Raw genomic sequence first — 20,080 nt, 5'->3', positions numbered from 1 at the left:
GCTCCGGGGCGGCTGCCGGGATCAGGCGCCGTCATCGTGTCCTCGCATCGGAGGCCATCGTCATTGCGGTCGGCTCGAGCTCAGAGAAAATTGTGTGCCCCGGCCGCTTGTTCCCGTTCTCGGGAACGCACGTTCACCGGCGATACGCAGGACCCGGGGGGCTGGGGGGCTGGATTGAGCCGGGGCCTATTCAAACCGGTGTTCACCGGGGCAACGCGGAGAATGCTGCCTATGCCCCATGTTCCCCCAATGGCCGAAAGGCGGCGGAATTGTGAAATCCATCAGAGCTTCGTGATCGATTTGTTTCCACGGGATACACTGGGGAAAGGACGCTCTCAGAAGTCCGAGAGAATGCCCTTGTGCTCCCAGTCGCCATAGCGCACCGGCTCAGGACCCTTGCGGCCGTGCAACTCCTTGGGTTGTTCGGCTGCGACGGCGGTCCGGCGGCGCTCTTCGGCTTCCGCGAGGGCGCGCTGGGCGGCGGGCGGCAGGTCTTCGATGCGACGGCGCGCCTCGGGAGACTTGGTTTCGTCGGTCATGGCGTGATCCTTGATCTTCACCGGGCCGCTTCCCATTCTATGGGAGACTGAGCGGACGACCTCAAGTGCACTGATTCAGTCAGAGGAGTCACCTTGAACGGTATTCCGTGCACTCGATTTTCTTGTTTGTGCCGCGACATGTCCAATCGGACTGGCCCTTACAGGCCGGACCATGCGATTGGGTCGATGCACCAGGTGGCCATATAGCACTCGCTCGGAATGGGACAAAGCGATGAATTTCTTCAAGACCAGCCTTCTGCTTGCGGCCATGACGGCGCTGTTCATGGGGCTCGGCTTCCTGATCGGCGGCCAGGGCGGCATGATGATCGCGTTCGTCGTGGCGGCCGGCATGAACTTCTTCTCCTACTGGAACGCCGACAAGATGGTGCTGGCCATGCACCGGGCGCGCGAGGTGGATGAACGGACGGCGCCCGAGTATTACGGCCTCGTGCGGCGTCTCGCCGCCAACGCGGGCCTGCCGATGCCACGCGTCTATGTGATCGACAATCCGCAGCCCAATGCCTTTGCCACCGGGCGCAACCCGCAGAATGCCGCCGTCGCGGCGACGACGGGCCTATTGAACATGCTGTCGGCCGAGGAAGTGGCGGGCGTGATGGCCCATGAGCTTGCCCATGTGCAGAACCGCGACACGCTGACCATGACGATCACGGCGACCTTTGCCGGCGCCATCTCCATGCTGGCCAACTTCGGCCTGTTCTTCGGCGGGCGGCGCGACCAGAACAATCCGCTCGGTTTCGTCGGCGTGCTGCTGGCGGCGATCGTGGCGCCGATGGCGGCCATGCTGGTGCAGATGGCGATTTCGCGCAGCCGCGAATATGCCGCCGACCGGCGCGGCGCCGAAATTTCGGGCCAACCGCTGGCCCTTGCCGCCGCGCTCAACAAGATTTCGGGGGCTGCCCATCACGTACCGAACATGACAGCGGAGCAAAATCCTGCTACGGCGCATATGTTCATAGTCAATCCGCTGTCTGGGCAGCGCATGGACAACCTGTTTTCGACCCATCCGGATACGGAAAACCGCATCAAGGCGCTCGTGGCCATGGCCGGCGAGACCGGTGCGTTTAGCGCGCCCCCTGCCTCTCAGGCGGCGGGGCCGTGGGGCAGCAGGCGTCCGAGCAACCCGGGACAGCGCCAGCAGCGCGGACCGTGGGGATGAGTGAAGGAAATGGTGGGACCGGCAGGGGGCCGAAAGGCCCGTCCGGCGGCAAACGCGGACCCGGCAAGCCCGGTGGCGGCTTTCACAAGCCCAAGGGTTCGTTCGGCGACGGTCCCCGCAAGGAAGGTCCCGGCGGGTTCAAGGGCGGGCCGCGCGGCGGTGCGCCCTTCGGCGCGCGCATGGCGACGCCCGGCGGCGGACGGCCCAAGCGCGTACAGGGCATGGAGGCCCGTGTCGTCGCCGCCGACCTGATCGCCGGCGTGATGAAGGGCAAGCTGCTCGACCAGTTGCTTGATGAAGGTCCGTCGGCGGCCAAGTATCAGGCGCTCGATCCGCGCGATCGCGGTCTGGCGCGCGCCATTGTCGGCTTCACGTTGCGTCGCAACGGCCAGATCGAGGAGGCCATCAGCCGCTTCCTGACCCGGCCGCTTCCGGATGATGCCGGTTCGCTCAAGGCGATCATGGCGATCTCCGCCGCGCAGATCCTGTTCATGGATGTAGCCGATCATGCCGCGGTGGCCCTCGGCGTGGAACTTGCCGCGCTCGATCGCGGGGCGGCGGCGTTCAAGGGGCTGGCCAATGCCGTGTTGCGGCGCATTGCCGACAACAAGCAGGCCATCCTCGCCGAGCAGGATCCCGTGACGCTCAACACGCCGGCCTGGCTGATGGAGCGCTGGACGGCGGCCTATGGCGCCGAGACGGCGCGCGCCATCGCCGAGGCCAACGCCATCGAGCCGACGCTGGATCTCACCGTGAAATCGGATGCGGAAGGATGGGCGGCGCGCCTCGGCGGCATCGTGCTGCCGACGGGTACGGTGCGCATTGCCGTGACCGGCGCGGTGGAAAAGCTTGATGGTTACGAAGAGGGGCAGTGGTGGGTGCAGGATGCCGCCGCCGCGCTGCCGGTCTATCTCTTCGGCGACCTCAAGGGCAAGAAGGTGGCCGACCTCTGCGCGGCACCCGGCGGCAAGACGGCCCTGCTGGCCGAACTCGGCGCCGAGGTGACCTCGCTCGACATTTCCTATCACCGCCTGCAGCGGCTCGAGCGCAATCTCTACCGGCTGGGTCTCAAGGCCAACATCGTCAAGGCCGACGCGACCGAATGGCTGGGCGGGACCTTCGACATGGTGCTGCTCGACGCGCCCTGCACGGCCACCGGTACGCTGCGCCGGCATCCGGACGGCATGCTCGGCAAGAAGCCGGCCGACGTGGCCGGCCTTGCCGCCGTGCAGCGCAAGCTGATCGATCAGGCCATCCGCATGCTGCGGCCCGGCGGCCTGCTGGTCTACTCGACCTGTTCGCTGGAGCCGGAGGAAGGGCCGGACCAGATCCGCCGCCTGATGCTGATCGATGCGCCGCTCGACGTGGTGCCGGTGACGGCGGAGGACGTGTTCGGCCTTGAAGAGGTGATCACGTCCGAGGGCTATGTGCGCACGCTGCCGTGCCATCTGAAAAATGCCGATCCGCGGCTCTCTGGCCTCGACGGCTTCTTTGCCGCGCGGCTGCGCAAGCGGGTCTGAGGCCGGCAACCGATCCCATCGAGCGTTACAGGCGGGGCTTGCGAGGCCCGCCTGCTGCGACATTGCCGTGTTCTCCGGCAATTGCGTGGCGCTCGGGCGACGGTTAAAATTTTAATCAACATTAACGATGTTCGGTCACCAATTGGTAACCGGACGGCGCGTCCTATCAAGGCTTGATCGACCGGTCCGTGCCCTTTGGCACCCTTGCCGGCTCCTGGAGGCAATCACGCGATGCGGGGGCTTTTGACCAGCACCACCCGCCTCATGTTCTTTGCGACGGAACTGGCCGTTCGGCGGGCCATCGTCTCACTGGAACGCGGCCCGTTCTCGCGCTGGCGTTGGCCTGGGGCCACGCCGGAACGGCTGGTCATTGCTCCGCAGGATATCCGCACCGCCGATCCCACCATTGCAGCGGACATCTACGCCGGCGTCTTCGCCTTCGCCGGCAAGGTGATCGAGACATCGGGGCGCTCGCCCTTCGATCTCGAAGCGCCGTCGGAATGCTGGGCGCGGCAGTTGCACAGCTTCGGCTGGCTGCGGCATTTGCGCGCCGCCGACAATGCGCTGGCCCGGCAGAATGCGCGGGCGCTGGTGGCCGACTGGATCAACCAGGAAGCCAAGGCCCCGCCGCTGGCCTTTGCGACGGAAATCCTCGCCCAGCGCGTGATCGCCTGGGTGACGCAGTCGCCGCTCATTCTGGAAGAGGCCGATCGTGGCTTCTATCGGCGCTTCGTGCGCTCGCTGGTGCGGCAGGTGCGCCGCCTGCGCATCCGCTTCTTCGATGCGCCGGACGGCTATCCGCGTCTGATCGCCGCCATTGCGGTGGCCGAGTTTGCGCTGTCGGTCGAGGGGCAGCAGCGGCTGATCCGCCAGGCGAGCCAGCGGCTCGAGCAGGAGCTTGTCCGGCAGGTGCTGCCCGACGGCGGCCACGTGAGCCGCCAGCCCGGCGTGATCGTCGATATCCTCACCGAGTTGCTGCCGCTCCGGCAAGCCTATGCGACGCGCGGCGTCACGCCACCGGCGGCGCTGGTGTCGTCCATCGACCGGATGATGCCCATGCTGCGCTTCTTCCGGCATGCGGACGGGCATTTCGCGCATTTCAACGGCATGGGCGCGAGTCAGGCCGACCAGTTGGCCACCCTGCACGCCTATGACGATACGCGCGGCGTGCCGGTGCAGAACGCCAGCCACTCGGGCTATCAGCGGCTCGATGCGGCGGGCACCGTGGTGCTGATGGATACGGGGGCCATCCCGCCGCTCGGGGTGAGCCAGCACGCCCATGCGGGCTGCCTCAGCTTCGAGATGTCGTCGGGCGGGCATCGCTTCATCATCAACTGCGGCTCGAGCCTCGAACCGCGCTGGCGAGACGCGGCGCGCAGCACGCCGGCGCATTCGACCCTGGTGCTCGAGGATGCGTCCTCCGCCAGCTTCCTCGACAGCGGCCGGCTGGCGCGGCGCATCGGGACGGTGATGCCGTCGGGCGCGCGGCAGGTGCTGGTCAAGCGCGAGGACCGGGCCGAGGGCACGGTGGTCGCCGCGCGGCATGACGGCTATGCCGCAGCCTTTGCTGCGCAGCATGAGCGCAGCCTGACGCTTTCGGCGGATGGGGCGGAAATTCTCGGAACGGATCGCGTGCTGATGGCCGGCCGGTCGGCGCGTCAGGATCGGTTTGCCATCCGCTTCCACCTGCACCCGTCCATCCGCGCCACCCGCACGGCCGGCGGCGACGTGCTGCTGCTGGCCCCCGACGGGGAGGCGTGGACATTTTCCTGCCCGATGATTCCGCCGGAGCTCGAAGACAGCGTCTATCTTTCGGACGTGCACGGCCGGCGCAAGACCTTGCAGATCGTGCTGCCCGGACGGGCGCGGGTAACGCCGGAAGTGCACTGGACCTTGTCGCGCACGGCGCTTGGCCAGCGGTCACGCGCCAGCAAGCCGCGCGAAGCGGTGGCCGGGGTCAAGGATCTGTTCGAGCTTTGAGGTCGTCCACAGGACGGCTCGGCCAGAGGCCTGCGCTGCGATCGGTGCTCAGAAGGTTCCGAGCAGGCGCTTGAGATAATCCAGTTCCAGCGGCGACCGGTTGGGGTCGGAGTAGCGGCGACGCAACTCGTCGAGCAGCTTGCGGGCGCGCTGAACCTCGATCTCGCCGGGCACGGAGGTGGTGTCGCCGAAATCCGGGCCCGTGCGGCGCTGCGGACGACCGAGCGGATCGGTGGCCTCGGCCTGGCTGTCGCCGGGCTTGCGGGTGCCCTTGCCCTGGCCGGTGCCGTCGCCCTCGCTGCCCTGTGCCATCTGCTGGGCGCCCTTGCGCATGGCGTCAAGCGCCTGCCCCTGGCGCTCAAGCGCCGTCTCGGGATCGCCCTGGCCGAGTTGTTCGCCGGCACCGCGCATGCTCTTGCCCGCTTCGCCCAGCTGGTCGCGGCCATCGCGCCCTTGCTGCTGCATTTGGCCGAGCAGGTCCTGCAACTGCTTTTCCAGCTGCTGCTGCTGGCTCTGCAGATCGCCGAGCGCCTGCTGTTGCTGGTTGCCGTCCATGTTGGTGGTTTCGTCGGTGCGGCCTTCGGGCGTGAACTTGTGCGTCTTGTTCATCAGCTCCTGCTGGCGGCGGATCATGTTGGCGAGCGCGTCGAGCGCCTTGTCCTCGCCGCCCTGCTGGCCCTGTGCCTGGTCGGAGGGCATCATCTGCATGTTGTCGATGAGGTCGTCGAGCTGGGAGAGGAGCTGCTGAGCGGCGTCCTTCTGGCCGAGCTCGCTCAGTTCCTGCAGACGTTTCAGCAGCTTGTCGAGGTCCTCGGGCTTCATGACTTGCGAGGGGTTGGGCTTGCGCTGGGCCAGCTCGCGCATGCGGTCGGGATTGTTGCGCAGCTGCTCGGCCATCGCCTGCATGTAGTCGTCGAGGGCCTTGCGCACCTCGTCCATCAGGCGGGCGATCTCTTCCTTGCTGGCGCCGCGTTCGATGGCGTCGCGCAAGGCGTTGCGCGCGTCGCGCAGATGCTGCTCGGCGTCGGAGGTGTCGCCGGCCTCGATGGCGAGCGCCATGGACCACAGCAGATCCATGGCACTGCGGAGATCGTCGTCGGAGCGCGCGTAGCGGATGCGCTCGATCACGACGCGCATGCCGATGATGGGCGCGGCCCTGCCGATATAGTCGGCGCCGAGATCGCTGGCGGTTTCGATGCTGCTGGCGACGTCGAGGGCCTGATTGGCGTCCGCGGCGAGACGGCGGCGCTGTTCCACCAGCATGGCGGCAAGCGGGTTGTGGAACGTCCGCTGAGGCAGACGCATGAGGAGCGGCGGCGAGGTGCCATGCTGTCCGGCCTCGTCGACGGCCTCGAGTGTCAGTTTGACGAGGCTGCCGGCCAGCGGATTGGCGGCGAAGTCGCGCGTGAGTGACGCGGCTGGCGTCGGCGCCCCCTTGGCCGGGGTCGTCAGCGGCAGGTCGGACAGGGTTGCGAGCGGCCGGGCGTTCGCGCTCACCCCCTCGGGGGCAAAATGGGCGACGGCGGAGGCGACGCGATAGTCGTCGAGCGCTTCATAGGCAAGGTGGAGGGCACCCTTGGCCGTGGCACCGGGCTCTTCGGTCAGGCGGATCACCGGCGGCTTGTCCGGCACGACGTCGAAGCGGTAGCGGGTGAGGACGCTTTCGCCGCTCGTCACGGTCAGCGTGCCCGAGGCTTCAAGCGGCCACTCAAAGGCCGTGGGCTCGTGCGTGTCCGGAGCGGGGACCGATTTGGGAGCGACCTGACTGACGGCGACGTCCTTGCCCTCGGTGCCGCTGGCGCCGGCATAGGTGGCGGCCACATCGGAAACGCCATTGAGGCGCAGGGTCAGCAGGCTGCCGGCGGGTACGCGGATCGGCGCGGCATCGGCGGTCTGGTCGGTGGGCAGGTAGCGCGGGGCGGCGCCGGTATAGGCGGGCGGAGCCACCCAGGCGTCCATGCGCAGGTCCGGCCGCGGGCTTTCCGGCAGGCGGAAGGCAGAGCGCAGCGGGTCCACATGATCCGGTGTCGCCAGCCAGCCGATGATTGCCAGGAGGAAGACGAGGGCGCGCAAGGCGTAAGGATCGGCCTTGTCGAGCCGGGGAGACGGCGCGGCGGCGCGCGCGCCTGCGGCCTCGGCCATGACGCGGCGCCGATGCGCCTGCCACAGGGCGCGACCAACGGGGTCGCGGTCACCGATGGCGGGCTGGTCGACGAGCGTGGTGAGGGGATGGTGCGCCAGGCCGCTGTCGCGCTCAAGCCGCTGCAGGGCCTCGCGGCGCGTGGGGAGGCGGACCAGCAGCGCGGAGCCAAGTGCCGCGATCAAGGCCAGTGCCATGATGCCGACGACGCCGAGACGGACGAGGTCCGGCAGGCGATCGAGGAAGCCGGTCCAGCTCAGCACCAGCAAGAGCACGCCGATGTTGAGGGCAAGCGCCAGACGCGGCCAGAGGCGCTCCCAGGCGAGCGCGAAGCGGGCCAGACGCACCTGGCCGGCAACCGCGTCAAGCGGATCGGGCACGGTGGTCTGCGGCTTGCCGGGTGCGGCCATGGGCTTTGATGGTCCTGATCTTCAAACATCATTCGATGCTGCGAGGGCGGCACCAGCTGCTTGCACGCTGAGCCGACATCCTCATAGCTGGATCAGCATAGTCGGCAACGGAGTCGATTTTAAGGGCGATTTCCAAAATAGTCGCGAGGGGCATTCACGCAGCTGTGTTGGCCCAGGGCGCATTCGGCGCTTGACCTTTGCAGGCCAAGACGGCATCGCCTTGCCCCATCGGTTCCGGCTATCGAGGGACGATGGACGGCCGCATCGGCCAGGTTGCGTGCTCATGTCAACTAATCCATTGAAATCGCTGGCATGATGGCGGCTCCGAAATTCGGTTGAGCCGTGACTCGGCCCTTGCGGAGGGGCCGGCTGGGGCACTAGAATGGACAGGATTGTCCTATCTTCTCCGTTCAGACAGGAAGAGATTTTCCGAGATGCATATCGGCTTTCGCGGTTTCTTGCGCCGCTGTGTCGCTACGGCCATTGCCAGCGCCCTTGCGCTGGTGCCGATGATGGGTGGCGCGGTGGCCGGCCCCTATCTGCTCGTTGACCTGAAGAGTGGTGAAGTCATTGCCGAGAACCAGAGTTTCGATCCCTGGTATCCGGCGTCGATCACCAAGCTGATGACGACTTATGTGACCTTGAAGGCCGTGGCATCCGGCGAGCTCTATGGCGACAGCGGCGTGCCGATGACCGCCGCGGCAGCCAGGCAGCCGCCGTCGAAGATGGGGTTCAAACCCGGCACGGTGATTACCATCGACACGGCGCTGAAGATCATCATGGTCAAATCGGCCAATGACGTGGCCATGGCGCTGGGCGAGCGCGTCGGCGGCAGCCTGCCGGCCTTTGTGGCGCGGATGAATGCCGAGGCCAGGGCGCTCGGCATGGTCGGCACGCATTTCGACAATGCCAACGGCCTGCCATCGCCGGGCCAGTATACCACGGCGCGCGACTACGCGATCCTGGCGCGGGCGCTGCTGCGCGAGTTTCCGGCCTACCGCGACCTCTACCACATCACGGCTCTGTCGCTCGGCGGCAAGGTCATCCCCAATCACAACAATCTCCTCGAACGCTATCCCGGCGCCGACGGCATGAAGACCGGCTTCATCTGCGCGGCTGGCTTCAATGTGGTGGCCAGCGCCTCGCGCAACGGACGGCAGGTGCTGGCCGTGGTGCTGGGCGGCGAGACGGCGAAGGCGCGCGACGAACTGGCGGCCAAGCTGTTCGAGTATGCCTTCCAGTCGCCCAACAGCCACAGCGGCATCACGCTCGACAGCCTGCGGCCGCGGGCGGCCGTGGCGAGCGCGCCGGCGGACATGCACGATCTCGCCTGCCCGAAGAAGCGCAACAAGAAGGCCGTGACCGAGGATCTCGGCGATGACGATGACGCGGGCGATGCCGGCAAGACCGCGTCCTATCTGGTGCCGCGTTTCAAGGTGATGGATCCGATCCCGATCGTTCTGGGCGGCGCGCGCGACATGCCGGTCGCAACGCCGGCGGTTGTGACCCCGGCTGCTGCCGCGGCGTCGAGCCGGGATCTGGCCTTTGCCAGCGCCGATCTGCCGCCACTGCCGCTGCCCAATCCGCTCAGGACTGGCAAGCTGCGCGGCGCGGCGACACGATGAACCACGGATACAACGGGGCTTCGCCTTCATGACGTCTTCGCCAGAAACGCGGGGCCCCAAGCCCCCGATCCCCGTGACCGTGCTGACCGGCTTTCTCGGTGCGGGCAAGACCAGCTTGCTCAACGCGCTGGTCAAGGACCCGGCTCTGGCCGGCACCGGCTTCATCATCAATGAATTCGGCGACATCGGTCTCGACCACCTGTTCGTCGAGGCCAAGGATGACGGCATCGTCGAGCTGAGTTCGGGCTGCCTGTGCTGCACCGTGCGCGGCGAGCTGGTGACGACGCTGGAGAACTTTCTGCGCGGCCTCGACAACGGCCGCATCGACACGCTGACGCGCATCGTGATCGAGACGACCGGTCTGGCCGATCCGGCCCCGGTGCTGCACACCATCATGGCGCATCCCTATCTCGTCATGCGCTATCGCCTCGACGGGGTGATCACCGTCGTAGACGCGGTCAACGGCGGGCGGACGCTCGACGAGCATGTGGAGGCGGTCAAGCAGGCGGCGGTGGCCGATCGCATCGTGCTGACCAAGACCGATCTGCCGGAGGGTGCGGCACGGGCCGAGCGGCTCGTGGCGCGGCTCCACCAGCTCAATCCCGCCGCGCCGGTGCTGGTGGCGGCGTCGGGAGAGGCCATTGCAAGCCGGCTGCTCGACAGCGGTCTCTACGATCCGGCGAGCAAGACGGCGGATGTGCGGCGCTGGCTGAACGAGGAAGCCTATGCCGGCCATGGGCACCATGGCCACGACCACGACCACGACCACGACCACGACCACGCGCATGATCATGGCCATCATCATGACCATGACTGCCAGGGTGAAGCCTGCGACCATCCCGATCACCAGCACGACGCCAACCGCCACGACGCGCATATCCGCGCCTTCGCGCTGGCCACGGACCGGGCGGTTCCCGCCGGGGCGATGGAGATGTTCCTTGATCTCCTGCGGTCGGCGCATGGGCCGAAGGTGTTGCGGATGAAGGGGATCGTGCGCCTTGCCGAGGACCCGGACCGGCCGCTGGTGGTGCATGGCGTGCAGGACATCTTCCATCCGCCCCTGCGGCTTGCCGCCTGGCCGGACTCCGATCGGCGCACGCGGCTCGTCTTCATCACGCGCGATCTGGAAGAGGCCTTCGTGCGCAAGCTGTTCGACGCCTTTGCCGGCACGCTGGCGCCCGATACGGCCGACAGTGCGGCCATGACCGACAGCCCGCTGGCTCTGTCGGGCTTCACGCCGCCGTCGCTGCGTCGTTGAGCGTTAAGGCCTCGTAAAGGCTTCAGAAACAATTTGATGCAAGGATGGCGGCTCATACCTCGTTTCACGGGGGGAGCTGCCATGGACACCGCCTCTATCGCCTCGTTTCTTGTTGCATCGCAGCAGCAGAACACGCGTCTCAACGTGGCGACGGCCGTGATGAAGATGAGCCAGCAACAGGACCAGCAGCTTTTGTCGATGATCGACAAGGGCTTGGCTCAGTCCACCGCGGCGTCGCCGCCCCCGCCCGAAGGCATGGGACAGAAGCTCGACATGACCGTCTGAGACGGGTTTTCCACAGGGTTTTCCCTGGAATTCACAGGGCAGGCCGTTGAATCCTTGTGACGATTCACAATGGGAAGCGCGCCGCTCTTTGCGCTGCACAATCGGCTTTTCTTCACGTTAACCAAGCATTAACTATAACGGCCAGAAGCTGGGGAGCGGAAGGTGGTGCCTCCATTGATTTGGCAGGCAGCACGTGGTTTGGAGCCGTTGGAAGGAACGTCCGTTGCCTACATCGTTTGCGAAGCCCGAACCTTATCTCTTTTCCTGCGTCGACGGCGACCAAGTGCTGGTCGTGCGTGTTCTGGAAATGTCGCCGAGTGCGGCGGTGTCGCGCTTCAATGCGCTGACCAGCGTCGAACGTCGCAGCCTTGCGGTGTCTCGCCAAGCTCGTAGCCGGGGTGTTCAGTTCGAACGCCTGCGCGGCTGGGTCGGCCGCGTTCTTCCTCGGATCACCGGGATCGGCCAGCACCGCGCCTGAGCCCGGCTCCTGCCATCCCTTGCGCGCCTATCGCGGCGGTCGGAATACCCGACCTTTGCTTCGGCCGCATGGCGTCAGCTGCGCCACACGTCGCCCCGTCAGTGGATCGCGACAAGCCGATCGACGAGATCGAGCACGGCCTGATCATCCCATTCCGCCGGCCCGTTGAGCGCGCCGATCTGGCAGCCCTTGCGGTCCAGGATCAGTGACGTCGGCAGGCCGAAGGCAAGGCCCCGGGTCTTGAGCGACGTGAAGAGCGCCATCTTCGGGTCACGGTAGTCCGGCAGCGCCGCCACCTTGATCTCGTCGAGGAAGGTGCGCGGCTTGGCGGGATCGCCAACGTCCATGTTGACGGTGGCGACCGTGAAGTCCGGACCGTTGCGCGCGGCGGCGAGGCGGTCGAGCGCCGGCATTTCCTTGCGACAGGGCACGCACCATGTGGCCCAGAGGTTCAGGAGCACGAAACGGCCCTTGAGTTCCGCGATGCCGGTGGGCTTGCCGTCGGCGGTCTGGAAGGCCAACGTCGACAGGTCGGCCGGGCTTTCGGCGGGGATCAGGCCGGCCAGTTGCCCATGCGCCGACGATTTGATGGCGTCGAGAGCCTGTTGCGAGGCCTCGCAACCGCCTGCGCTGTGGACAGGGGACCATTTCGTCACGTATACGCCAGCGAGACCCACGGCGAGACCGGCGATCGCGGCAATGGCCAGCAGGCGGACCGGTCGGCTTTTCGTGGGCATTTGCGTCATTTCAGGTCCTGTCGGCGTCGAGGAGATAGCAAGATGAGCAATCGCATGTGGGGTGGACGGTTCAAGACCGGCCCGTCCGCCATCATGGAAGAAATCAACGCCTCGATCGACTTCGACCGCAAGCTCTACGCCCAGGACATCAAGGGCTCGAAGGCGCATGCGGCCATGCTCGCCAAGCAAGGCATCATCCCGGAGGACGACGCGCGCAAGATCGCCGAAGGCCTCGATGCGATCAAGGGCGAAATCGAGAGCGGCAGCTTCACCTTCTCGCGCGCCCTCGAGGACATCCACATGAACGTGGAATCGCGCCTGAAAGACATCATCGGTACGCCGGCGGGCCGGCTGCACACGGCGCGCTCGCGCAATGACCAGGTGGCGGTGGATTTCCGCCTGTGGGTGCGCGACAGCCTCGATCATCTGGAAGCCCAACTCACCGACCTCATGAAGGCGCTGGTCGTCCGCGCCGCCGAGCATACGCATACGGTGATGCCGGGCTTCACCCATCTGCAGTCGGCGCAGCCGGTTACCTTCGGCCATCACCTGATGGCCTATGTGGAGATGTTCGCCCGTGACCGCAGCCGCGTGACCGACGCGCGCAAGCGGATGAACGAGTGCCCGCTGGGAGCGGCGGCGCTGGCCGGCACGTCCTTCCCGATCGATCGGCATGCGACGGCCGAGGCGCTTGGCTTCGATCGGCCGACCGCCAACTCGCTCGACAGCGTATCGGACCGCGATTTCGCGCTGGAAGCTATGGCTGCCGGCTCGATCATCGCCATCCACCTGTCGCGTCTGGCCGAGGAGATCGTGATCTGGTCGTCGGCGCAGTTCGGTTTCGTGCGGCTGTCGGATGCCTTCTCGACGGGCTCGTCGATCATGCCGCAGAAGCGCAATCCCGATGCCGCCGAGCTGGTGCGCGCCAAGTCCGGCCGCATCATCGGCGACATGAATGCATTGATGATCGTGATGAAGGGCCTGCCGCTGACCTATCAGAAGGACATGCAGGAGGACAAGGAGCAGGCTTTCGACGCCATCGAGAACCTGTCGCTTTGCCTGGAAGCCACCGCCGGCATGATCCGCGACATGGCGCCGAATGTGGAGCGCATGGCCGCGGCGGCGGGGTCGGGCTATGCGACGGCCACCGATCTTGCCGACTGGCTGGTGCGCGTGCTGGGGCTGCCCTTCCGCGACGCCCATCACGTGACTGGCAAGCTGGTCGGCATCGCCTCGGAGCGCGGCATCGAGCTTGCGGATATTCCGCTTGCCGACATGCAGGCAGTGCATGCCGGCATCACCGATGCCGTCTATGGCGTGCTGACGGTGCAGGCCTCGGTCAGCTCGCGCAAGAGTTATGGCGGCACATCGCCTGACAATGTGGCGGCGCAGGTGAAGCGCTGGCAGGACATGCTGGGGTAAAGGCACAGTCTTTTGGAATGACTAGCTCGGAGGCGATTGATGCCGCTGACCGTAACGCTCTGGCGCCCTGTCGGCCCCAAGGAACTTGAGCTCATCAAGGCAAGCGGCATGCGTGCCTTTCCTCCGCGCTTGCCTGAACAACCAATCTTTTACCCTGTATTGTCGCTCGACTATGCGGAGAAGATTGCGCGCGACTGGAATGTCCCTGAGAGCGGGGCCGGGTATGTAACAGAGTTCGATGTGAAGTCGGATTTCTTGCAACAATATGACATTCAAGATGCGGGCGGTCGGCTGCATCGAGAGTATTGGATACCCGCAGAAGAGCTAAACCAGTTCAACGCTGCCATCGTCGGGGAAATCAGAGTCGTGCGCGCATTTTCGGCATGATGCAATCAGTGAGTGCCAACTCAATTGGCGGCTAGGCGTGCTCTGCCTCTTGCCAACGGCGGTGAGGCTGGTAGTCATAGACAACGATGATCGGGTCCCTGTCTCAATCTCTGAGTGAGATGAGAGGGAGTCGTTCAGATTTGGCATTTGTAGAAGGCCGAAGATGCAGCGCCGGGTACTCACGCTTTTGCTTGTCCTCCTATCGCTCGCCGCTTGCGGGCGCCGTGGCGACCTCGATCGGCCGAATGCCACCGAGCCGGCGCCTGCGACGTCGTCCGATCCGGGTGCCGTGCAGCCCGAGCCGCAGAAGGCGCCGGACAAGCCGTTTTTCCTCGATCCGCTGATCTGACGGAGCCCGTGAGTGCATCATTTCCATTATAGGGACGGCGAACTTCACGCCGAAGGGGTGGCCGTCGCTGCCATCGCCGCCGCCGTCGGCACGCCGGTCTACATCTATTCCGCTGCCACCTTGCGCCGGCACTACGAGGTGTTTGCCGGCGCCTTCAAGGGACTTAAGGCGGAAGTCTTCTATGCCATGAAGGCAAACTCCAACCAGGCGGTGATCCGCACGCTGGCGGCGCTGGGCGCTGGCGCCGACGTGGTGTCGGAAGGCGAGTTGCGCCGTGCGCTGGCGGCGGGCATTCCGGCGCACAAGGTGGTGTTCTCGGGCGTTGCCAAGACTGAAGGCGAGATGGCCTTTGCCCTCGAGGCGGGCATCAAGTGCTTCAACGTGGAGAGCGAGCCGGAGCTGAAGCGGCTCTCTGCGGTGGCGAGCCGCATGGGCAAGCTGGCGCCGGTGTCCTTCCGCATCAATCCCGACGTTGACGCGCTGACGCACGCCAAGATCTCCACCGGCAAGAGCGAGAACAAGTTCGGCATTCCCTGGGTGGATGCGCCGCGCGTCTATGCCGAGGCGGCCAAGCTGCCGGGCATCAAGGTGACCGGCATCGACATGCATATCGGCTCGCAGATCACCGAGCTCGGGCCGTTCGATGCGGCCTTTGCCCGGTTGGGCGAGCTGATCACCCGGCTCCGGGCCGATGGTCACGCCATCGATCACATCGATCTCGGCGGTGGCCTCGGCATTCCCTACAAGGACGACAACGCCCCGCCGCCCGACCCGACCGCCTATGCGGCCGTCGTGCGCAAGCACACGGAAGCGCTCGATTGCGAAGTGCTGTTCGAGCCGGGCCGGCTGATCGTCGGCAACGCCGGTCTCCTCGTAACCGAGGTGCAGTATGTGAAGCGCGGCGCGGCCAAGACCTTCGTCATCGTCGACGCCGGCATGAATGACCTGATCCGTCCGACGCTCTATGAGGCGCATCACGAGGTTCGTCCGGTGCGCGAGCGGGCACCGGGAGCCGAGCGCGAGGTGGCCGACGTGGTGGGGCCGGTGTGCGAGACCGGCGACTATCTGGCGCTGTCGCGCGACATGGCGGTGATGGAGGCGGGCGAGCTCCTTGCCGTCTTCTCTGCCGGTGCCTATGGCGCCGTGCAGGCGGGCACCTACAACTCCCGCCTTCTGGTGCCGGAAGTGCTTGTGGATGGCGACAAGTGGGCGGTGATCCGTCCGCGCACGAGCTATGACGACCTGATCGGGCTCGACGTGGTGCCGGACTGGCTCGGCTGAGTGCTGGCTGCGCGCGAAAGGCGGCTCATGCCAGCCGCTTTTCACCGAAGATGAACCAGGCCTTGGCGATGACCGCTCCGGTCACCTGATAGACGCAGACCATTTCCATGCTGCCCTTGCCCTCGGGGAAGTTGCGGTCGACCCGTTCGTGGTCGATCACCATCGCGCCCATCACCGTGCGGCTGATGAGGTGGGCGTGGAGATCCGGTTCGGCGAAGCGGGCGGCAAAGCGCGGACGCAGGGCGTCGCGCCCTTGGCGAGCAAGGTGTTCGGGTGCTCGTATTGCTCGGCGTCCTCGGCATAGAGGGACAGGAGAGCCTCCAAATCCTTGGCATTGTAGGCAAGGAGTTGTGCCGCAACGACAGCCTCAGGCGTGGTCAGGGTGCTCATGTTTTGGTCTCGCATTGCTTTTCGATCTTGCCTAGCATGTGGGCAACGAGCGGATGGCGGGGACGATGGGGGCAGGTGTAACAGGTGCGGCGGTGGTGTCGCCACCCGGAATGCAGCGGGCCGAAGGGCGCGCGCGCGTGAGCTTCGTCCGGCGCCTGGTCAACGGTGCCGAGGAAACGCGGCTCGACGATCTCTTTCAGGATGGGTGCTGCAAGGTGCGGCTGCCGCGCGCCTATGGCCACGGCGGGCCGGTGGCGGTGCTGATCAACTCGGCCGGCGGGGTGACCGGCGGCGACCGGCTGACCTATGAGGCTGGCTGGGGCGCGGGTACGCGCGCCACCGTGACGACCCAGGCGGCCGAGCGCATCTACCGACGCTCCGAGGGGGTCGGGCATATCGTCAACCGCCTCACTGTGGGCGCCGGGGCCACGGCCCATTGGTTGCCGCAGGAAACCATCATCTTCGATCGCGCCGGCCTCAAGCGCCGGCTCGACATCGATCTCTTCGCCGACGCGACCTTGATCGCCTGCGAGGCGATCGTGCTCGGGCGGACCGCCATGGGCGAGGACGTGCGGGAGATATCGCTCGATGAGTCCTGGCGCGTGACGCGCGGCGGGCGGCTCGTCTATGCCGATGCGCTGCGCCTTGACGGCGACTCGCGTCAGATCCTGAGCGGAGGCGCCACAGGGGGCGGAGCGCGGGCTGTCGCAAGCCTGCTGGTGGCCGGACCCGAGGCCGAAGTCCGCCTTGCCGGGGTGCGGGATCTCCTGGGCCAACGCCTTGCCGGCGGTGGTGCGGAAGGCGGCGCGAGTGCGTTTGACGGCTTGTTGTCAATACGTTTAATGGCGCAGGACGGTCGTGCCCTGCGCGATATACTGGAACCCCTGATCGAACTCCTGACCGGCGAGGCGCTGCCGCGCGCCTGGTCCGTCTGAGCCGAGGATGCCATGAACCTGACACCGCGTGAAAAGGACAAGCTGCTGGTCAGTCTCGCCGCCATGGTGGCGCGCAACCGGCTCGCCCGGGGCGTGAAGCTCAATCATCCCGAGGCGGTGGCGCTGATCACCGACTTCGTGGTGGAAGGCGCGCGCGACGGCCGCTCGGTGGCCGAACTGATGGCCGAAGGCGCCCGCGTGCTGACGCGCGAACAGGTGATGCCCGGGATTGCCGAGATGATCCATGACGTGCAGGTGGAAGCGACGTTCCCCGACGGAACCAAGCTCGTCACCGTGCACGAACCGATTCGGTGAGGGGATATCAGACCATGATTCCAGGACAGGTCTTCGCCGCCGAGGGCGACATCGAACTCAATGCCGGCCTGCCGACGCTGACGCTGGAGGTGGCCAATACCGGCGACCGCCCGGTGCAGGTGGGCAGCCATTATCATTTCGCCGAGACCAATCCGGGCCTCGCCTTCGACCGCGACAAGGCGCGCGGCTATCGCCTCGACATTCCCGCCGGCACGGCGGTGCGCTTCGAGCCGGGCCAAAGCCGGTCGGTGACGCTGGTGCCGTTTGGCGGCAAGCGCGAGGTCTACGGTTTCCGCCAGGCGGTGATGGGAAAATTGTGAGCGCCCTACTTTTCTGATAAAGTAGGAAATCGCGGGATATGTAGGGAAAGGATGTCGCGCGATGGGCAAACATGAGGTTTTGCGGCTCGACGCCAAGAGTTCGTCCAAGGGGCAGGTGACCATTCCTGCGGAGATCCGGCAGATGATCGGCTTGGAGCCCGGTGGCTCGGTTCAGTTCGTCACCGACGGCGAGGGTGGAGTGCGGATCGTCGCCAAGCGCAAGGACATCAGTCACTTGTTCGGGCTGCTTGGTCCGATCGACGGTCCGATCGATGTCGACGAGGCGATCGAAGAGGCCGTCTGGGCGCGCAACCGGCCCGATCGAACGGAGTATGACGTTTGATCGGCATCGACACCAATGTGCTGGCCCGCGCCATCCTTGAGGACGATCCCGTCTGGACGCCGATCGCCCAGACGTTCTTGACGCAGCGTCTGTCCGCCGCTGAGCCGGGATATGTGAATCAGGTCACCTTGGTCGAACTCGTGTGGACCTTGCGAAAGACCGGCAAGCTCGGTCGGGCGCAGCTGGCGAGAGTCATTGCCGGATTGCTGGCCGCCGAAAATATCGTTGTCGAACGGGCCGAACTGGTGGCGCGGGCGCTGCGGTCTTACGAGATCGGTGGTGCAGGTTTCGCCGACTATCTGATTGCCGAACTGAATCTTGCCGCTGGAGTCACGACGACGGTGACGATCGATGGCAAGGCTGCCAACTCTCCGCTGTTTACCCCTCTGAGCTGAGGAAGATCCATGTCCTTCAAGATGTCCCGCGCTGCCTATGCCGACATGTTCGGCCCCACTGTCGGCGACAAGGTGCGCCTCGCCGATACCGAGTTGCTGGTGACGGTGGAGAAGGACTTCACCCTCTACGGCGAGGAAGTGAAGTTCGGTGGCGGCAAGGTGATCCGTGACGGCATGGGGCAGAGCCAGGTGACGCGCGCGGACGGTGCCGTCGATACCGTCATCACCAATGCGCTGATCATCGACCACTGGGGCATCGTCAAGGCGGACGTGGGGCTGAAGGACGGGCGCATCGCCGGCATCGGCAAGGCCGGCAACCCCGATGTGCAGCCGGGGGTGACCATCATCATCGGGCCGGGCACCGAGATCATCGCCGGCGAAGGCAAGATCCTCACCGCCGGCGCTCTGGACACGCATATCCATTACATCTGCCCGCAGCAGGTGGACGAGGCGCTCTATGCCGGCATCACCACCATGCTCGGCGGCGGTACGGGGCCGGCGACCGGAACGGCGGCGACCACCTGCACGCCGGGACCCTGGCATATCGAGCGGATGATCGAGGCGGCAGAAGCCTTTCCGATGAATCTCGCCTTTGCCGGCAAGGGCAATGCGGCGCTGCCGGCGGCACTTGAAGAACAGGTGAAGGCCGGTGCCTGTGCGCTGAAGCTGCACGAGGACTGGGGCACCACGCCGGCCACCATCGACAACTGCCTCAGCGTCGGCGATGAGTTCGATGTGCAGGTGATGATCCACACCGACACGCTCAACGAGAGCGGCTTTGTCGAGGACACCGTTGCCGCCTTCAAGGGGCGCACCATCCACGCCTATCATACCGAGGGCGCCGGCGGTGGGCATGCGCCTGATATCATCAAGGTGGCCGGTCTTTCGAACGTGTTGCCGTCGTCGACCAATCCGACCCGGCCCTACACCCGGAACACGCTCGACGAGCATCTGGATATGCTGATGGTCTGCCATCACCTGGACGGCTCGATCCCCGAGGATGTGGCCTTCGCCGAAAGCCGGATCCGCAAGGAGACGATTGCCGCCGAGGACATCCTGCATGACATGGGCGCCTTCTCGATCATCTCCTCCGACAGCCAGGCCATGGGCCGCATCGGCGAAGTGGTGATCCGCACCTTCCAGACGGCGCACAAGATGAAGGTGCAGCGCGGCAGCCTGGCCGAGGATATCGGCACCGGCGCCGACAATTTCCGCGTCAAGCGCTATATCGCCAAGGTGACGATCAACCCGGCCATCGCGCATGGCCTTTCCAGGCATGTGGGCTCGATCGAGGTGGGCAAACTCGCCGACCTCGTGCTGTGGTCGCCGGCCTTCTTCGGGGTGAAGCCGGATATGGTGCTGAAGATGGGCACCATCGCCGCCGCCGCCATGGGCGATCCCAATGCCTCGATCCCGACGCCGCAGCCGGTGCATTACAGGCCGATGTTCGGCGCCTTCGGCAAGGCGATGACCCGTTCGTCGGTCACCTTCGTGTCGAAATATGCCTACGAGCACGGCATCAAGGACCGCCTTGGGCTCGATCGCGTGGTGCTGCCGGTGGAGAATACGCGCGGCGGCATCTCCAAGGCCTCCATGGTGCACAACTCCGCGACGCCCGAGATCGAGGTGGATCCGGAGACTTATGAAGTGCGGGCCGATGGCGAACTGCTCACCTGCGAGCCCGCCGAGGTTCTGCCGATGGCGCAAAGGTATTTCATGTTCTGAGCGCTGTCTTGAGTGGCAAGGCGGCGCAGATCGCCTTGCCATCTTGATCGGGCGCGCCGCTTCGGCGAT

General features: G+C 65.9%; 22 protein-coding genes. 17 read left to right on the top strand and 5 right to left on the bottom strand.

Features of this window, described 5'->3' with window-relative positions; genetic code table 11:
- Window positions 1-335 precede the first annotated feature (335 nt).
- Entirely contained in the window at window positions 336-539 is a 204-nt protein-coding gene (locus tag L2I41_RS10060; RefSeq protein ID WP_237153415.1) for a DUF1674 domain-containing protein, read from the bottom strand.
- 232 nt (window positions 540-771) lie between these two features.
- On the opposite strand from L2I41_RS10060, the gene htpX reads away from it, so the two are divergent.
- The 3 genes from htpX (at window position 772) to L2I41_RS10045 (ending at window position 5,216) form a co-directional block, all read left to right on the top strand.
- Entirely contained in the window at window positions 772-1,716 is a 945-nt protein-coding gene (gene htpX, locus L2I41_RS10055) for a zinc metalloprotease HtpX (RefSeq protein WP_237153414.1), read from the top strand.
- Between the two features lie 179 nt (window positions 1,717-1,895).
- Complete coding sequence (locus tag L2I41_RS10050) at window positions 1,896-3,236, top strand: RsmB/NOP family class I SAM-dependent RNA methyltransferase (RefSeq protein WP_237153422.1); 1,341 nt, start codon at window positions 1,896-1,898, stop codon at window positions 3,234-3,236.
- A 231-nt stretch (window positions 3,237-3,467) separates the two neighbouring features.
- Window positions 3,468-5,216: a heparinase II/III family protein gene (locus L2I41_RS10045; RefSeq protein WP_237153413.1), complete on the top strand. Its 1,749-nt coding sequence runs from the start codon at window positions 3,468-3,470 to the stop codon at window positions 5,214-5,216.
- A 48-nt stretch (window positions 5,217-5,264) separates the two neighbouring features.
- Here L2I41_RS10045 and L2I41_RS10040 read toward each other — a convergent pair whose 3' ends face one another.
- Window positions 5,265-7,766: a TIGR02302 family protein gene (locus L2I41_RS10040; RefSeq protein ID WP_237153412.1), complete on the bottom strand. Its 2,502-nt coding sequence runs from the start codon at window positions 7,764-7,766 to the stop codon at window positions 5,265-5,267.
- Between the two features lie 434 nt (window positions 7,767-8,200).
- Between L2I41_RS10040 and L2I41_RS10035 the strand changes: the two genes are divergently transcribed.
- The 4 genes from L2I41_RS10035 (at window position 8,201) to L2I41_RS10020 (ending at window position 11,412) form a co-directional block, all read left to right on the top strand.
- On the top strand, window positions 8,201-9,391 hold the full coding sequence (locus tag L2I41_RS10035) for a D-alanyl-D-alanine carboxypeptidase family protein (protein WP_237153411.1): 1,191 nt from the start codon (window positions 8,201-8,203) through the stop codon (window positions 9,389-9,391).
- Between the two features lie 28 nt (window positions 9,392-9,419).
- On the top strand, window positions 9,420-10,649 hold the full coding sequence (locus L2I41_RS10030) for a CobW family GTP-binding protein (RefSeq protein ID WP_237153410.1): 1,230 nt from the start codon (window positions 9,420-9,422) through the stop codon (window positions 10,647-10,649).
- Between the two features lie 81 nt (window positions 10,650-10,730).
- On the top strand, window positions 10,731-10,934 hold the full coding sequence (locus tag L2I41_RS10025) for a hypothetical protein (RefSeq protein ID WP_237153409.1): 204 nt from the start codon (window positions 10,731-10,733) through the stop codon (window positions 10,932-10,934).
- 223 nt (window positions 10,935-11,157) lie between these two features.
- Window positions 11,158-11,412, top strand: a complete 255-nt coding sequence (locus L2I41_RS10020) for a hypothetical protein (protein ID WP_237153408.1) — start codon at window positions 11,158-11,160, stop codon at window positions 11,410-11,412.
- Between the two features lie 98 nt (window positions 11,413-11,510).
- Here L2I41_RS10020 and tlpA read toward each other — a convergent pair whose 3' ends face one another.
- The gene (gene tlpA, locus L2I41_RS10015; protein WP_237153407.1) at window positions 11,511-12,149 is read right to left on the bottom strand and encodes a thiol:disulfide interchange protein TlpA; all 639 of its coding nucleotides are present in this window, start codon (window positions 12,147-12,149) and stop codon (window positions 11,511-11,513) included.
- A gap of 42 nt (window positions 12,150-12,191) precedes the next feature.
- Here tlpA and argH point away from each other — a divergent pair, with 42 nt between their 5' ends.
- The 4 genes from argH (at window position 12,192) to lysA (ending at window position 15,588) form a co-directional block, all read left to right on the top strand.
- Complete coding sequence (gene argH, locus L2I41_RS10010; RefSeq protein ID WP_237153406.1) at window positions 12,192-13,571, top strand: argininosuccinate lyase; 1,380 nt, start codon at window positions 12,192-12,194, stop codon at window positions 13,569-13,571.
- Window positions 13,572-13,610: 39 nt separating this feature from the next.
- A complete protein-coding gene (locus tag L2I41_RS10005; protein WP_237153405.1) occupies window positions 13,611-13,958 on the top strand; it encodes an ADP-ribosylation/crystallin J1 in 348 nt (115 codons plus the stop codon).
- Between the two features lie 163 nt (window positions 13,959-14,121).
- A complete protein-coding gene (gene lptM / locus L2I41_RS10000; protein ID WP_237153404.1) occupies window positions 14,122-14,307 on the top strand; it encodes an LPS translocon maturation chaperone LptM in 186 nt (61 codons plus the stop codon).
- A gap of 12 nt (window positions 14,308-14,319) precedes the next feature.
- Window positions 14,320-15,588: a diaminopimelate decarboxylase gene (gene lysA, locus L2I41_RS09995; RefSeq protein WP_237153403.1), complete on the top strand. Its 1,269-nt coding sequence runs from the start codon at window positions 14,320-14,322 to the stop codon at window positions 15,586-15,588.
- Window positions 15,589-15,613: 25 nt separating this feature from the next.
- Here lysA and L2I41_RS09990 read toward each other — a convergent pair whose 3' ends face one another.
- Both L2I41_RS09990 and L2I41_RS09985 read right to left on the bottom strand, forming a co-directional pair.
- A complete protein-coding gene (locus L2I41_RS09990; RefSeq protein ID WP_237153402.1) occupies window positions 15,614-15,751 on the bottom strand; it encodes a hypothetical protein in 138 nt (45 codons plus the stop codon).
- An 8-nt stretch (window positions 15,752-15,759) separates the two neighbouring features.
- On the bottom strand, window positions 15,760-15,978 hold the full coding sequence (locus L2I41_RS09985; protein WP_237153401.1) for a hypothetical protein: 219 nt from the start codon (window positions 15,976-15,978) through the stop codon (window positions 15,760-15,762).
- A 65-nt stretch (window positions 15,979-16,043) separates the two neighbouring features.
- Here L2I41_RS09985 and L2I41_RS09980 point away from each other — a divergent pair, with 65 nt between their 5' ends.
- The 6 genes from L2I41_RS09980 to ureC all read left to right on the top strand — a co-directional run bounded on the left by L2I41_RS09980 (window position 16,044) and on the right by ureC (window position 20,011).
- Window positions 16,044-16,913: an urease accessory protein UreD gene (locus L2I41_RS09980; protein ID WP_237153400.1), complete on the top strand. Its 870-nt coding sequence runs from the start codon at window positions 16,044-16,046 to the stop codon at window positions 16,911-16,913.
- A 12-nt stretch (window positions 16,914-16,925) separates the two neighbouring features.
- On the top strand, window positions 16,926-17,228 hold the full coding sequence (locus L2I41_RS09975; protein WP_237153399.1) for an urease subunit gamma: 303 nt from the start codon (window positions 16,926-16,928) through the stop codon (window positions 17,226-17,228).
- 14 nt (window positions 17,229-17,242) lie between these two features.
- Window positions 17,243-17,548 (top strand): urease subunit beta, encoded by a 306-nt coding sequence (locus L2I41_RS09970; RefSeq protein ID WP_237153398.1) that lies wholly within the window; start codon window positions 17,243-17,245, stop codon window positions 17,546-17,548.
- A 61-nt stretch (window positions 17,549-17,609) separates the two neighbouring features.
- Window positions 17,610-17,891, top strand: coding sequence for an AbrB/MazE/SpoVT family DNA-binding domain-containing protein (locus tag L2I41_RS09965; RefSeq protein WP_237153397.1), 282 nt, complete (start codon window positions 17,610-17,612; stop codon window positions 17,889-17,891).
- The gene (locus L2I41_RS09960; RefSeq protein ID WP_237153396.1) at window positions 17,888-18,286 is read left to right on the top strand and encodes a type II toxin-antitoxin system VapC family toxin; all 399 of its coding nucleotides are present in this window, start codon (window positions 17,888-17,890) and stop codon (window positions 18,284-18,286) included. The genes L2I41_RS09965 and L2I41_RS09960 overlap by 4 nt, the downstream gene beginning before the upstream one ends.
- A 9-nt stretch (window positions 18,287-18,295) precedes the next feature.
- Complete coding sequence (gene ureC, locus L2I41_RS09955; RefSeq protein WP_237153395.1) at window positions 18,296-20,011, top strand: urease subunit alpha; 1,716 nt, start codon at window positions 18,296-18,298, stop codon at window positions 20,009-20,011.
- The last annotated feature ends 69 nt before the right edge of the window (window positions 20,012-20,080 follow it).

This window comes from Oryzibacter oryziterrae (assembly GCF_021864535.1).
Taxonomy (GTDB): domain Bacteria; phylum Pseudomonadota; class Alphaproteobacteria; order Rhizobiales; family Pleomorphomonadaceae; genus Pleomorphomonas; species Pleomorphomonas oryziterrae.
The sequence above is the reverse complement of the archived record's forward strand: the minus strand, read 5'-3'. Positions and strand labels throughout refer to the sequence as shown.